Here is a 14474-nt window from a genome sequence, read left to right on the forward strand (position 1 = left end):
ATAGAAGGAAAGATTACTCTTCGCCCCAAACTACGGTGATTTCATTCAGATCCTTGTTGGTTGCAGATACCGAACCTGTGATGGTTACGGCATATTTGCCATCTTCACGACCCACGATGCTGAAGCCGTCTGCCTGGATATCCTGCGTGTTCTGACTCAAGTTTTTGGTCTGGTAGTAGTCTTTGTAGGATGTTCCAACGGTTAGCACTGATTCTTTGGTTGTGTACGTGAGCACGACTTTTTTATTGTCGCCGTCTACATTGCTTTCAATGAGACTTGTTGCCTTCGCATCCTTCGGTAATGGGAAATCAGCCGGAAGATACTTGGACTTCACACCTGACGCCTGTGTGTTCGTGCCTGTGGATGGTAATGTTGATCCGCTGTTGCCTGTGGATGTTGACCCACCAGAAGAGCTTGAAGAACCGATGCTTACTTTATTGTTATGGGAATCATACTTCACTTCGGTCTTTAATGCATCGGCAATCGAACGAACGGGGAGATATGTACTACCTTGATATGTAATTGGCGCAAGCTTTTTACCCTGGTCACCCGTCGGTGTATATTTCTGTCCGTTCACTTCGATGGCGAGCCCATGGTTCAGATAAGCTTTGATTGTCTCCAGTTGTGTACCTGCATATACACCTGCCGATCCGGTTAACACCATGCCAAACACACCCGCAGCAATCAACACTTTTTGCTTTTCATCCCTAAACGCCTCCTGAGTTCAAATGTCAGCCCTATGCATAATACGATTCAAGCGATCGCTCGATGTACGCGAAAGACTCATGTAGTTATGCTCATCATGTATGGGTTATGGGTACGAGCTTATTCGGATAACAGCCCGTTGTTCCACCAAATGTTAGCAATATAATAGCATCTGACAAGAGGTTGTAAACGATAAATGGACAAAACAGGAACAAGGGCGTACAAAAATAGTCTTTGTCGTATGCCCGCTGTTCTCTGGCTCGTTAAGTTGTTCTTATATGAATAAAGTCCCGAAATCCGGACCATACATTATGAAGCTAATCATACACGCACAATAGTTGCGAAATTAACCAATGTATTAGATAATTATTTGTCGATTTGTGGTCGAAGGAACGGAACTCAAGGGGGATTAAATACGATGAATAACAATAACAGTACATTTGACCAGCCTATTAACCGGATCTCTACCGGATCAGAAAAATGGGATGCGCTTGAGGATATCTTCGGTGCTGCTGATGCGCTTCCGATGTGGGTGGCCGATATGGATTTTGCTGCTCCACCATCCGTCATTCAGGCCCTGCAAACACGGATGGAGCACGGGATTTTTGGTTATACAGTGCGGACTGAGGCGTATCATGCAGCTGTTGCAGACTGGATGGAACGGCGCCACAACTGGAAAATTAACGATGACTGGATTGTATTCACTCCAGGTATTGTGCCCGCACTCAGCATTGCTGTACAACGATTCACTCAACCGGGAGATGCAGTGGTCATCCAAACTCCCGTGTATGCTCCCTTCTATGAAGTAGTACGTGGTCAAGGCCGTGAACTGATCACCAATCCTTTGATAGAGAATAACGGTCATTACACGATGGATCTGGAACAACTGGAATCCAGCTTGCAGACCGGTCGAGTCAAAATGCTGATTCTGTGCAGTCCTCATAATCCGGTTGGACGGGTATGGACTCGTGAGGAACTTGAAGGGCTTTCGTCACTGTGTCTGCAATACAACGTACTGATGGTTTCAGATGAAATCCATGCCGATCTTGTTCATCAGCGCGGAACTCATACACCACTGACCCTGATCTCGGACGCCGTCTCTGATCTAAGTATCATCTGTACGGCTCCAAGCAAAACGTTCAACATTCCTGGCCTCTGCACATCCAACATCATCATCCCCAATGCCAAGTTGCGGGAATCGTTCGCGCAGGGTGTAAAAACGATGGGACTTGCCAGTATCAGTACACTGGGGGCTGTTGCAACCGAAGCTGCATACAACGGAGCCGAGGAATGGCTGGATGAGTGCATTGCCTATATCCGTGGAAATATGGAATATGTACAGCAATATGTTGCGGAACATATTCCTCAGATTAAAATGCATCTGCCCGAAGCAACCTATCTGTTGTGGATGGATTTCCGGGAACTGAATATCCCACATGCACAACTATGCAATATGCTGCTTCATGAAGCAGGGCTTGCTTTCAATGACGGGAGCTTCTTTGGAACAGAGGGTACAGGGTTCATGCGTATTAATGTAGCCTGTCCACGTTCTACGGTTGAAGAGGCGATGCGCAGATTATCTGTGTTGCTAAGCAATGTGTCGGGCAAATAAGCTTTCAGTCACATCTATGTACGTTGCCAACAGAACGTGTACTGTTCGTTAAATGACGAATATTGGTCAAAAGTGAAAAGGGGTGCCCCGTAGTCAAGTCCATGACTCATATTCATGGTCAATGACTTCACAAGGGGCACCCCTTTTGCATTCGATCATTTTATTTATTCAAAACATAATTAAAATTACAGTCACATCGATATCGGCATCGGTGTAATTCTGTCGCACAACCTGTTCAACAAATCCCGATCATGGCTTATGATCAGTAATCCCAGATCACGCTGGCGAGCCACTTCCATCACGGTATGCCATATCTGTGCCTGAGTGATTGCATCCAGCATCGTTGTCATCTCATCTGCGATCACATAACGTGTCGCTGTGCCAAGCGCCCGCGCCACACAGAAACGTTGCAGTTCTCCACCGGATAATTCAGTCGGCCTACGGTCCAACCAGGTCTGCTGAATACCCAAAGCTTCGAGCAACTGTTCATCCTGCACAGACGCCTCCTGAAGTACACGACGCATCCGCCAGCGTGGATTCACAGCCTTCTCCGGGTGCTGGAACACCAGCTGAACCGGACATACTCCTTTACGGGGGAGTGGTTCACCATCCAGAAGTACTTGTCCTGCCACAGGTTCGGCATATCCTGCAAGAATGCGACCAAGACTTGTTTTGCCACAGCCACTTGGTCCCCACAAGCCAACCACTTCTCCCCGTTGCACCTGCATATTCATCTGCTGGAACACCCACGATTTCGGATCATAACGGTAACTCACGTCCCGTGCTTCAAGTGACATGGAAACACCTCACTTCTCCGCCCCGTACCTTACGAAGTTCTGGACGTTCGCGGGTACATGCAACGGTTGCTACGCTACATCGGGGAGCAAATGAACATCCTTTCGTAATCTCTTGACCTGCCAACGGCTGGGAGCCTGGGAGTGGCTGAAATCCGTTCTGCGGCAACGCATTCCAGAGCGCTTTTGTATATGGATGACGCAGACATTCTCCATTCCCTTTAAAATCATCCACCTGCGCCGTCTCTACATTGGTACCCGCATAAAATACAGCGATGCGATCAGCTGCCGTCAGGGCTGTCGTAACATCATGCGTAATCCACAGGATGCCTACGCCTTCATTCGCGAGCTCGCGAAATTGCCTCATCGTCTCGGCCAACACTTCCGGATGGATGCCTGGTGTCGGCTCATCTGCAATGATCAGCTTCGGCTGACCTGAGGTCGCTGTCGCCATCAACACCCGTCTTGCCATACCTCCGGACAACTCAAACGGGTATTTCCCGGATGTTCCTTGAGGAAGATGATAACGCTCCATCAGCTCCTGCTCCGTCTTTTTCATATGGGATCGAGCTATGAAGCCTCGTTTCCGTCCGGAATCTCGGGTTACCAGCTGAACTTGCCTCCCCACCTTCATCAGCGGGTCCAAATAACTGACGGATTGCGGGATTAACACCAGCTCCTCACCACGCAGATGAAGTTGTCGGTCTGGGGTCAAAGGCTCGCCACTATAGCTAATACGTCCCTCTAACCTGGCATTGGCAGGCAGAATGCCCATGATGGCCTGCGCCAGCACACTTTTACCCGATCCACTTGCGCCTACAACAGCCACGATCTCGCCCTCGTTTATGGAAAGATCAAGATTCTGAATGACATAAGTATGTTCGTGCCCAAACCAACCACGGGCGCGCCGAAATGACACCGATACTCCCTCAATATCAAGAAGAGCCATATTACCTCACCTCCCTTGAACTACCTGTACCCATCAACGTCTTCAGACTGTTGCCCAATACATCAAACGCACGAACAACCAGTAACAATGCCAGTCCAGGGAAAAAGGCGAGCCACCACATGCCAGCAGATAAATATCTCATCGACTCTGACAAAATAATTCCAATTGCCGGTTGTTGCGGGGACAACCCCAGCCCCAGAAACGTAATGGCTGCCTCATGCAGAATCGCATGGGGAAAGATTAGCAGTACGCCCACGAACAGCTGCGGGACCAGATGTGGCAGCATATGCTGCATCGCAATCTGTAACCGCGATTGACCCAACTTGTGTGAAATCTGAATGTATTCTGCGGATTTCAGTTGAATCATCTCCGCTCGTACAATCCGGGCCAGATTCGGCCAGTGCGTCAGCGCGATCGCTGCCGCTACTCCTGCCAGACCTCCACCGAATACAAAGGCCAGCATGACCAGCGATACCAGATGTGGCACACTCAGAAACAGGTCGATGATCCATGAGATTACCCGGTCAGCAACCTTGCTAGAAGCCGCCCCCAGTCCAAGCAGTAGTGCGATCAGTCCGCCACCACATGCAGCAAGCAATCCCACTTGAATGCTGGTTGCCAATCCTTTTAACGTACGCATGAACATATCTCTTCCGAGCCAATCTGTGCCAAATGGATGCGCCCAGGTTGGTGCCAAATTCCGATCCATTAGTGAAGTCAGCGTAGAACCAGCCGGAAGCAGCCTGCCCGTCAACCACACAACGGCAATCCAGATCACCGCGAGGCTTCCCCAGATCACCGCTCTTTGGCGAGGGTTTCGGAAATTTTGGTCTCTGGCAGCCGTATAATCTTTTCTCGTTGGGCGTGTTGTTCCTGTTCCTTTTCCAGTCTCAGCCTGTAGAGACCTTGTATTAATGTTGTACCGTACCTCTTGATTCGCAGTTTTCACTTTCTGTACTTCGGCTGTTTCTGCCGTCTGCTCGGAGGAGCGTTCTACCGTCTGTTTCATGACATCAGCTCCTCCTTCATCCGTGGATCGATCATACGATACAGAATGTCTGCAACCATATTACCTGTAAAAACAAAGATTGCACTGCACATCACAAGTCCGAGCAGCAGTGGAACATCACCGCGCAACCCCGCCTGAACCGTTGCCTGACCAAGGCCGGGGTATGAAAATACCTGTTCTGCAAGCACAGCCCCACCAAACAGTTCACTGAACGAAGCAAATTGTAGTGTTATGGCTGGCAAAACAACATGTCTGAACCCATGTCGACGGAACAGCTGAAATCCACGCTCACCTCGCGCTCTCGCAAACAGAATATAATCTGACTCGAGTACATCCGTGAGTTTCTGCCGGGTATGCAAAGCGATCGAAGCTACCCCAGTCAAGCTGAGGGTCAACGCTGGCAGAATCATATGAATAGCTCGATCTCCCCATGTGACCTGATCAGCTGACATTCCTGCGGGTACCCCAAGGCCAACTGGAAGCCATCCAAGCCACACCCCAAATACCATCAGCAGCAACAGCGCAATCCAGAATACTGGCGTGGAGGCCAGCGTATAACAATACCAACAGATCAGGCGATCCAGCTTCGAATTCCGTCTCATCGCAGCAACTACACCAAGAGTGAAACCAATGATGCCGGATAATATCCAAGCCACAGCCATAAGCGCAACAGAATTCATGAACCGTTCCTGGATAATATCCGCTACAGGCTGTCTGTAGATCATTGATGTCCCCAGATCTCCCTGAATCAGCGTTTGTCCCCAGGTTAGTAATCGTTCCACGGGAGATTCATTCAATCCCCAACGTTCTTCGATTAAACTGCGCTGTTCGGCGCTTACCCGGATCATGTCTCCACCAATGTAGGCTTCGATCGGATCAACAGGAGAGAATTGCATTAATATAAAAGACAACACACTGACTCCAACCAATAGAGATACAAGTCGCAACATTTTAAAACCAACAAATCTGGCCCATCCATTCCTGCCTGTCATCCAATCTCTCCCCAATTCAGGCTAAAGCTACCGTTGCGTTTCCTACTTTGTAATGTTATCCCAGGACCATTCCTCCAGATTTGTTGTCACCGGCCAGCCGTGACCATGAGGATGGATCTGCTGCTCACCAATGTTCAGTCCATTCGTAACCAGATACAGATGATCTATGTTCACAAGCCATGCCCATGGCGCATCACCCTGATAACTGAAACCTGTTGTTCCATCCCATTCCGCTTTCTGCCAGAACGGCAATGCCTCTTCTTCACTTGTTGCCTGAAGGGCTTTGTCCATCCAAGAATCCACGACAGGGTTACTGTACAGCCCCACATTGTAATACCCTTCTCCTTTATGAGCACTGCTATAGAGGTTATAGGTTTCCAAAGGGTCATGACTGCCCCACCCAAACAATACAGCGTTGGAGTAAGCCATCTTTTTTGTCTCTTCACGGCTTTTGCCTTCAACATTGATTTTGATTCCCGCCTGAGCTACCATATCCGCAGCAGCCAGTGCCAGAGATTGTCTTGTTAAATCACCTGCAAAATAAAGCAGATTGAATTCGGCCTTAACGCCGTTTTTCTCGACGATACCATCACCATCCGCATCCACCCAGCCACCAGACGCCAGAATGCGCTTCGCTTCTTCGAGATTGGCATCTGTAAATACAGCTTCTGCATTGCTCCAAGGCAGATCATCACTGACGGAATACGCTGGACGACCGTACCCTTCCAGTACACCCTCAACCAAAGCCTCACGATCAATCACAACATTCACCGCCTGGCGAATCGCCAGATCAGATGTCACATCATTCCCTGCGGGAAGACCATCGCCCGACTTGGCACCAGCAGGTTGCATGGGGAACATGATGCCCCGGTTATCTACGGTTTTCACAGCCTCTAATGTCATGCCATTCACCTCTTGCTTGCTAAACGCTGCTGGGATAGCAGCGATATCCACCGTACCAGCCTGCGCAGCAGCGTAGGCTGCATCTTCATCCAGATAGAGGAAGGTGAGTTTGTGGAATGCAGACTTGTTACCGTAATATTCTTCATTCGCTTCCACGATGGCCTGTTGTCCTTTGTCCCACTGAACCAGCTTGTACGGTCCTGATCCGACCGGATGCTCTGCATAATCGGCACCATAGGCGTGTTCAGGCACAATGCCAAGTGTCGTCAGCAGACTGATGAATGTAGACTGCGGCGATTTCAGTGTAAATATGACCGTGCTATCATCAGGTGCCTGCACATCAGCCATATTTGTCAAATCAATCACAGACCCACTCTGAGCAGCCGTATCAAACGTAAATTTTACATCTTCAGCCGTAAGTGGCTCCCCATCAGAGAATTTTACATCGTTCCGGAGTGTAACCGTCCAGGTCAGCCCATCTTCACTAACGGAGTATGCGGTAGCCAGATCGTTAACCAGTTGTAACTTGGCATCCCTCTTCAGCAAGGTACTCTGGAAAAGCGGTGACCCATATTGCCCCCATCCGGTTGTCGGATCAAACCCACCTTCCGGCTCGGTGCCAACGGCCAGCACCAATTCGTCTTTGGTTAAGGCTGGAACTGACTGTCCATTCTCTGCTGATGAAGCTGTTGGCGCTGTGCTCTGTGCACAACCAGATAAACCAATGGAACATACAAGCAAGATACCTAATCCTGTTCTACCTTTTCGTTTTCCCCATCTCCATGAAAATCTGCCCATTCTGGTCGTTCCCCCTCTAAATATGTGTTGCACTCCCTTTTATCGTGTTACTTTTCAGAGAAATTGTAGCACAAAATACAAATCATATGTCAACAAAGTTAACTTCGCAATCCATATTTTTTCATATTTCAGAATTAATAAATAAAAAGTTGTATAACCGAGCATTTGTAGTGCTCTATAAAGTCAGGTATTATAACAAACAAAAAAAACAGACAGTTGGCATCTAACCACTGGTCTGTTCTTTAGATTTGCTATATTTTCATAGAAATTACATCCGTATTTGTCTTACTCCGCAGAGCGATGATGATGATGGCTGTGACCATGCTGACCTGCACTTTGATTGTGATCCAGACTTTGATCCGGATTGCCCTCCTGACGACTCTGAGCATGAGCCAGTTTGTTGAGTTCATCTACATAAGTCACAGACAGCTCCGCATACAAAACACCTTTTTGTACCTGGATCTGTTGATGCAAATGACGCAATCGTCCCAGGTTACCCCGTACGGCAATTACCTCCAGGCATTGGTCATGGTTCAGGTGCACGTGCATATTGGAAATGATATCATGATGCGCCTCATGCTGGAGCTCCATCAAACGAATGGGAAGATCACTGATATGGTGATCGTAGACCATCACAATGGTGCCTGCCACATCCTGGTCGGATTGTAATGCAGAAGGTTGAAGTAATGTTTTGCGAACAAGATCACGGAAAGCCTCAGATCGGTTTTTGTATCCCTGTTCCTCAATATACTGGTCAAACTGCTCAATTAGAGGTGTAGGAAACGCCACCCCGAACCGGGTCAAATCTTCTTTATCTGCCATACTTCTCCTCCTGCGCCCTCATTTGCTTCGAGTGTACCACAGACTTGTCTGCTCATCGACTATACTGTTGCATGAATCGTACTGCCGAATGTATCGCCTGTTGTCCAGCGTCACTCTCCAGATCAAATTGATAATCATGTCCCAGCTTCTCTGATGAGTTTGAGAAAAACAAGGTTTCCACCTCAACATCAAGGCGCTTCAATACTTGTGCCAGCTCAATCGATTGACTGGTCAACGGGTCATCATTGCCTGAGGTAATAAATGCAGGTGGATACTCTGTTGTGGCCTGAAGCACGGTCGACATTTCATGCAGACGTGGATAGTCTTCAAATGTTTTGACTCCCGTATATGACCAGAGAAATGTCCGTATGAGTGGAAAGCCTGTATTGGCTACCGTGCTTAGATTGTATGGACCACAGAATAGCAGAACCCCACGCAACTCTTCCGGCTGGGCGGCTGGTGTTATGTTCATCAGCTTGGCGAGAGATGGATTGGTCACCACTGCCGCAGTCTGACTTGCAATCTGGGCACCTGCCGAATTGCCTGCGAGAAATATGTTTTCCGGGTCACCCTTATACTCACTGACATGGTTCTTCACGTAAGTCAAAGCCTGATTCGTCTGGATCACGGGAATGGGATATTTCGTATCCGGTGCGAGCGCATAATTCATACTGACCACAACGTAACCCTGTTTGGCTAATTGTACGGCATAATCTGCGATATCCTTTTTGTCACCCAAGACCCATCCACCACCATGAACCCATAACACAACAGGCAAAGGTTCCGATGTTACGGAAGGATAATAGATATCCAGTGTACTGTCATTACTCCCTTCGTCTGCATAGGTAACATCCGCAACACGAGTTATCCCACCCGAGAGCATAGTATCCTTGCTATTTGTGTCTGGATCAGTAGTTTCAATTAATGATTTTAATAAAAATACCGTTATTTTGGGTGTCCATTGTGTACCAATCCCAATAAAACCTATGATCAAAATTAGTACAACGCTGGGAATCCAGTAACGTTTACGTTTAAAACCTTTTGCCCCCGTACGTTTCGTTTCCAACTTGGACTGCAATAGCTCCACCTCGTTCCATCATCATCGAAGCGTCTTTACATCTAAAGTTGTGTACGTTGCGGAGAGGACCGGGTTTCCTCTTATTTGGGTCTCTTGGCGATTTCCTGTCTGACTTTCACATACGTAGTGGATACTTTTTGCTCCAGTGTGTGGATATGTTGTTTTGTGCCTGCCCACTTCTCTGCTGCAGACGCCAAGGTGTTCAATGAGCTGAGTACACGTGACGGTTGGCCTTGCTTCGTGCTCTGTTTGAACTGTTGTAGAGCGTTGGAATATCGTTCTTTCGCCAGACTTGCCTGTTTTTTAGCCGTTTGAATCTGTTTCTTCGCGGAGTCGGCCCCTGCTAGCATAGTTCGTAAACGTTTTATTTCAGTGCTCTTCCGTTTGCGTGCTTCAGCAAGTTCCTTTTTCTTGATCCGGATATCTTCTCTGGCAAGCTTCACAACCGGTCTCAACGTCTCTGCCTGAGTGCGGATCGCTGCACTCCATTCCTTATTTTTGATGGCTTTGGCTGCATCCAACTGTCTATTGACTGAACTATAGAGGGCGAATAGCGGTTCATATCGGGCCTGTGTTTGCTTTACCTTTTCAGCTAAAGCTGCGACCTTCGCTTCATCGGTTTGTCTTATTTCTACACGTAATCGCTCCAATTCCGCGGTATTGGCAGCATGAAGTGTCTTTATCTTTTGTTCCCAAGCCTGCTCTTGAGCCTTCCAGTTCCCCACTTTCTCGTAAGCTTGCTTCAACGTTAACTTGGTTTGTGCATCGGCTTTGTTCAATACAGAGTCCCATGCTTTTTGCGCGGTTACGCCAAGATCTATATCCGCTGCCTCGACTGAAGAAGCAAAATAGATCGTGCCTGCGCTGAACAGAATCACAAGCCCTATAAGCAGGCGTGATCTGAAAATAAGATGAGTCATCGATGGCAATTGACGATGCCGTACGTTACTTTGTTCCATCATCTGACTATGGCTACCTGCTATTGCCTCCTGTTCATTTATCGTTTCCTTCCACGCTTCTGTTTGCATGCGTCTCTACACCCTTTCTTCTAATATATTTAGTAGAATAGCCAACGAAATCAGCGAACGACAAAAAAGCACCCGCAAGTCAGGCATTTGCCTGCTCTTACGGGTGCTTCCCTCATAAGCCGTTCCATATGGGATTCGATTGAACGAGTCACTCGAACCCTACCTTTTTCTAATATATTCCATTCATTGTGTCTGGTCAAGTAAATCTGGTTTTACTGGTTGAATAAAACTTTCGATCAACGGGAGAACCCTTCCCGCTTATAGTTAACAACTGATACCGCTCAGCTTATTGATTGACCAAAATAGCTTTCATTTCCTCGGTCAAATCCTCTTCTTTCAACATCATATAGATGTTCTCGCCACGTGTTACATTCAACTTGATCTGATAAATGGTATCTTTCTCTGTTAGATAACCAGACCGTTGACGTTTGAGCAAATCACTAATGATTTCTTTGTTTTTAGTCGCTATCTGTTTGTTACCACTTAGATTTCCATCGATATATTCTGGCTGCGGAGTAGTCCACTGAAGCGAACCCGGACTGTTAATCTCCTGCTTCGCAAACTGAGCGGAGACAATCTCATCTGCCTGGACAAGCAACTGGTCGTATAATTTGTTCTCCTTCAGCCAAGTCAATACCCGATCATAGCTAGGTTTGATCTCAAAATTCCACATCTCCCTCGGTTGAAATGGATCTTTCGAAGTAGAGTCCTGATTCATCTCCGCGTAAGCAAACGACTGCCACGGGGAGCGCTGTTCTTCATAGGTCTGATCCAAAATGTCCTGTTTCAACAATGCTTTGAACTCACGGACTTGCTCCGGATTGCTAATATAAACCTTCCGGTATGAACTTATGGCAGAACGAATGCCGAAACTTAACGCATCTTCATCCAGCTTATACGTTTCAAAGGCGACTCTTTTGTAATCCTGGGACTGTTTCAGAGCCATTAATTCCTGATGGAATTCGGCTTCTGGAATGTAGTATTTACGTTTCATCACTTTGCCGTTATCCAGCTTGTAGTTAATTAATATAGACTCATCATTACGCATACCTGTATTAATCGGATCATCCAGTAAAGGAAGATCGGAATCCACAATATTTTGATGAAGAGCGATAACTGCCCCCATGTATTCCGGATCATTAGAATAGAGGTGAGCATCGTCCTTTTTCTGCCTGACACCGTTACTGTACGTATAACTCTCCCCACCAAGCTTGATGCTGTTCACCTTGCTCATTTCAGGCACTCGAGCGGCGTATCCATTCCAGTCGGCAATAGGTACGTACAGTATCAGACCAGCGATGATACCATATAGAATCAGCTTGGGTAGCAGCCTGCTGCTCCAGATCAGCCATGTTTTGCGAATAATCATCTCCGCAACGATATAACCTACAATTCCTCCGAGGATATATCCGAAGATTCCCCATCCAGATGATCCTCTTGGAGCAATCATTGTAAAGTAACCTCCGCCAATCAGAACCAATGTAAACATCAATCCAAAGTGGAATATAGGTTTTATAAGCTTAAACGTAACTGCTTGAGTAGCAGATTCAACCTGTCTCTTCGCATAAAGTACATAGGTTAGAGGAATAAGCAGGATTGCAAATATAGCATAGATAATTAACTCCTGACGGATTACAGGGAGGTTACTGATCGAACCCACACGCAGGACAAGTGAGAGTTTCTCCGCATTAAAGCCCACTTCTTCAAAAGCATATCCGAGCAAATAATGCTGGAGATGAAGTGACATAATGAACCACACGACTACAGGTAACAAGACGAGCGCGTACACGGTAAGTCCCTGCAATACAGATTGACCAATACACATGCCCACCGCCACAGTTAGCATGAACATAAACAGCGAGTAGATACTCATGCTCAAGCCCCACATCCAGATTGTACTGCCATCAAACAGAAACGCAGGTTGATCCAGTACCGCCCATACCCAGCCGGTAATCGCAGTTGTAATCCAGATTGGAATCAGGATCATGGCATATCCGGTCAACAGATTCACCGTTAACAGATGTTTACGACGTAACGGCAAACTATGAAATAGATCAGAAGGTGCACCGGATTGAACATAGCGGAAAAGAAAGATACCCGCAGCTACCGGCAGTGTAATGGCGAACAAAATCTGCACTTCACCATTAGCCTGAAACAAACTTGTAATCTGTTGTGGCACATCCCTGTACTCGGTAGCGATATATAACGGAAGTGAGAACAACAATGTGATCAGGTAGAGGATGCCTATCCATCCATGCTGTCTGAAATTTTGGATCAGGATGCCCCGGTTACAGAACAATCGGTTGAATATCATACCCTGCGTCCTCCATTTCGTAAATAAAGATTTCTTCGAGCGTCAAAGGCAGTACATCCAGCAGATACGGATCATGTATACGGAATTGATCCGTTACCTGTTGTCGGTTGCCTTTGACAATGTACAGGGATACGCTTCCCCGTTTCTCTTCATGCAAAATATCAATCTGCTCATCCATGGCTTTGGCATGGTCCGGGTGGCGGAAAGCAACCTGGATTTTATGCGTATCGGCCTTCAGATCATCAAGATCCTTCTCTACAATAATTCGGCCTTTGTGCATAATCGCCACATGGTCACACAGATCTTCGATCTCACGCAAGTTGTGCGACGAGATGACAATGGTTACCTGACGTTCAGCTGCTTCCTGGAACAGCAGGTTTTTGATCTGCTGGCGCATGACCGGGTCGAGGCCGTCAATCGGCTCATCCATCAGCAGCACTTCAGGCATACAGCTAAGTCCCAGCCATACGGCTGCCTGACGGCGCATGCCTTTGGACATGCGATGTAACTTGCGTTTTACATCCAGTTTGAACACGGTAGCCAGTTGCTTGAACCGTTCCTCATTCCAGCGCGGATATACCGAACGATAAAATGCAGCCATCTGAGTTATTGAAGATTGCGGGAAAAAGTAGGGCGAATCGGCCATAAAAATTGTGCGGCCTTTGAGATCCATATTTTCATAAATCTCATTATCTTCGATACGAACAGTCCCGCTGTCCTGACGATAGATGCCAGCCATCATTTTGAGCAGCGATGTCTTGCCTGCCCCGTTGGAACCGAGCAAACCATAGATCGACCCCTTATGTATGTGCATCGTTACGCCATCCACTGCCTTTTCCTGTTCAAATGCTTTGACGACTTGATTCAGCTCAATCATGAGGCTCCTCCTTCTCTATACGGGCCATCGCTTCCTCAAACAAAAGCGTCATATCCGCTTTGGTCAAACCGGAATACGAAGCTTCTGCAATCAACTTCACCAGAGACTCTCTGATCTCATCTCTCATGGCTTCATTCGGATGTTCCACTGATGATGATACGAAGCTCCCTTTTCCCTGCAAAGAATAAATGTAACCTTCACGTTCAAGCTCACGATACGCTTTCTGAATCGTATTTGGATTCACGGTCAGCTGCGTGGATAACGCACGAACAGAAGGAAGCTGCTCGTCGGGCTTTAGAATACCGTATACGATCATTTCTTTGACTTTGTCCACTAGTTGCTCGTAGATCGCCTTACGGCTGCGTACATCTAATTCGAACATCCCGCACCTCCTTTCTGTAAATGTGTGAATAACCTATGGGTTTTAAATGACTGTATCTGAGGTGTATGTGTAGTTATCTAGGTGTAAAAAGGCGGTACCTAAGCAGTACAGCTGTAGAGCCGTACATATTCAACTCTTAGGTGTATTAACTGTACTATTATTATTAATACAGTTAAATCGAATTGTCAACCGTTGACTTTGACTTCTTGTT

General features: G+C 47.2%; 13 protein-coding genes. 1 reads left to right on the forward strand and 12 read right to left on the reverse strand.

The annotated features are described in order from the left end of the window. Nucleotides 1-13 precede the first annotated feature (13 nt). Nucleotides 14-691 carry a stalk domain-containing protein gene (locus AC6CIF_RS11290; protein ID WP_498199667.1) on the reverse strand — a complete coding sequence of 226 codons (678 nt, stop codon included), beginning with the start codon at nucleotides 689-691 and terminating at the stop codon, nucleotides 14-16. Nucleotides 692-1123: 432 nt separating this feature from the next. Here AC6CIF_RS11290 and AC6CIF_RS11295 point away from each other — a divergent pair, with 432 nt between their 5' ends. Then, on the forward strand, nucleotides 1124-2317 hold the full coding sequence (locus tag AC6CIF_RS11295) for a MalY/PatB family protein (RefSeq protein WP_498199668.1): 1194 nt from the start codon (nucleotides 1124-1126) through the stop codon (nucleotides 2315-2317). 191 nt (nucleotides 2318-2508) lie between these two features. Here AC6CIF_RS11295 and AC6CIF_RS11300 read toward each other — a convergent pair whose 3' ends face one another. The 11 genes from AC6CIF_RS11300 to AC6CIF_RS11350 all read right to left on the reverse strand — a co-directional run bounded on the left by AC6CIF_RS11300 (nucleotide 2509) and on the right by AC6CIF_RS11350 (nucleotide 14263). Continuing rightward, nucleotides 2509-3114, reverse strand: a complete 606-nt coding sequence (locus AC6CIF_RS11300) for an ABC transporter ATP-binding protein (protein ID WP_498199669.1) — start codon at nucleotides 3112-3114, stop codon at nucleotides 2509-2511. Next, complete coding sequence (locus AC6CIF_RS11305; protein ID WP_498199670.1) at nucleotides 3104-4060, reverse strand: ABC transporter ATP-binding protein; 957 nt, start codon at nucleotides 4058-4060, stop codon at nucleotides 3104-3106. Before AC6CIF_RS11305 ends, AC6CIF_RS11300 begins: the two co-directional genes overlap by 11 nt. 1 nt (nucleotide 4061) lies before the next feature. Next, a complete protein-coding gene (locus AC6CIF_RS11310) occupies nucleotides 4062-5069 on the reverse strand; it encodes an ABC transporter permease (RefSeq protein WP_498199671.1) in 1008 nt (335 codons plus the stop codon). Then, nucleotides 5066-6061, reverse strand: a complete 996-nt coding sequence (locus tag AC6CIF_RS11315; RefSeq protein WP_498199672.1) for an ABC transporter permease — start codon at nucleotides 6059-6061, stop codon at nucleotides 5066-5068. Before AC6CIF_RS11315 ends, AC6CIF_RS11310 begins: the two co-directional genes overlap by 4 nt. 42 nt (nucleotides 6062-6103) lie before the next feature. Next, entirely contained in the window at nucleotides 6104-7762 is a 1659-nt protein-coding gene (locus AC6CIF_RS11320) for an ABC transporter substrate-binding protein (RefSeq protein WP_498199673.1), read from the reverse strand. 285 nt (nucleotides 7763-8047) lie between these two features. After that, nucleotides 8048-8584: a nickel-responsive transcriptional regulator NikR gene (gene nikR, locus AC6CIF_RS11325; RefSeq protein ID WP_076214421.1), complete on the reverse strand. Its 537-nt coding sequence runs from the start codon at nucleotides 8582-8584 to the stop codon at nucleotides 8048-8050. Nucleotides 8585-8636: 52 nt separating this feature from the next. Then, complete coding sequence (locus AC6CIF_RS11330; RefSeq protein ID WP_498199674.1) at nucleotides 8637-9662, reverse strand: alpha/beta hydrolase; 1026 nt, start codon at nucleotides 9660-9662, stop codon at nucleotides 8637-8639. Nucleotides 9663-9742: 80 nt separating this feature from the next. Further along, nucleotides 9743-10690 carry a hypothetical protein gene (locus AC6CIF_RS11335; RefSeq protein WP_076214418.1) on the reverse strand — a complete coding sequence of 316 codons (948 nt, stop codon included), beginning with the start codon at nucleotides 10688-10690 and terminating at the stop codon, nucleotides 9743-9745. Between the two features lie 286 nt (nucleotides 10691-10976). Then, the gene (locus AC6CIF_RS11340; RefSeq protein ID WP_498199675.1) at nucleotides 10977-13004 is read right to left on the reverse strand and encodes a hypothetical protein; all 2028 of its coding nucleotides are present in this window, start codon (nucleotides 13002-13004) and stop codon (nucleotides 10977-10979) included. Next, on the reverse strand, nucleotides 12979-13881 hold the full coding sequence (locus AC6CIF_RS11345; RefSeq protein WP_036606401.1) for an ABC transporter ATP-binding protein: 903 nt from the start codon (nucleotides 13879-13881) through the stop codon (nucleotides 12979-12981). Before AC6CIF_RS11345 ends, AC6CIF_RS11340 begins: the two co-directional genes overlap by 26 nt. After that, nucleotides 13874-14263, reverse strand: a complete 390-nt coding sequence (locus tag AC6CIF_RS11350) for a GntR family transcriptional regulator (protein ID WP_036606399.1) — start codon at nucleotides 14261-14263, stop codon at nucleotides 13874-13876. Before AC6CIF_RS11350 ends, AC6CIF_RS11345 begins: the two co-directional genes overlap by 8 nt. Nucleotides 14264-14474: the final 211 nt, after the last annotated feature.

The organism is Paenibacillus sp. GQ49 (assembly GCF_059759055.1).

Coding starts and splice junctions, on each gene's coding strand:
- AC6CIF_RS11310 (WP_498199671.1), bottom strand. CDS start 5,069: ATGAAACAGACGGTAGAACGCTCCTCCGAGCAGACGGCAGAAACAGCC.
- AC6CIF_RS11320 (WP_498199673.1), bottom strand. CDS start 7,762: ATGGGCAGATTTTCATGGAGATGGGGAAAACGAAAAGGTAGAACAGGA.
- AC6CIF_RS11350 (WP_036606399.1), bottom strand. CDS start 14,263: ATGTTCGAATTAGATGTACGCAGCCGTAAGGCGATCTACGAGCAACTA.
- AC6CIF_RS11295 (WP_498199668.1), top strand. CDS start 1,124: ATGAATAACAATAACAGTACATTTGACCAGCCTATTAACCGGATCTCT.
- AC6CIF_RS11340 (WP_498199675.1), bottom strand. CDS start 13,004: ATGATATTCAACCGATTGTTCTGTAACCGGGGCATCCTGATCCAAAAT.
- AC6CIF_RS11345 (WP_036606401.1), bottom strand. CDS start 13,881: ATGATTGAGCTGAATCAAGTCGTCAAAGCATTTGAACAGGAAAAGGCA.
- AC6CIF_RS11335 (WP_076214418.1), bottom strand. CDS start 10,690: ATGCAAACAGAAGCGTGGAAGGAAACGATAAATGAACAGGAGGCAATA.
- AC6CIF_RS11305 (WP_498199670.1), bottom strand. CDS start 4,060: ATGGCTCTTCTTGATATTGAGGGAGTATCGGTGTCATTTCGGCGCGCC.
- AC6CIF_RS11300 (WP_498199669.1), bottom strand. CDS start 3,114: ATGTCACTTGAAGCACGGGACGTGAGTTACCGTTATGATCCGAAATCG.
- nikR (WP_076214421.1), bottom strand. CDS start 8,584: ATGGCAGATAAAGAAGATTTGACCCGGTTCGGGGTGGCGTTTCCTACA.
- AC6CIF_RS11315 (WP_498199672.1), bottom strand. CDS start 6,061: ATGACAGGCAGGAATGGATGGGCCAGATTTGTTGGTTTTAAAATGTTG.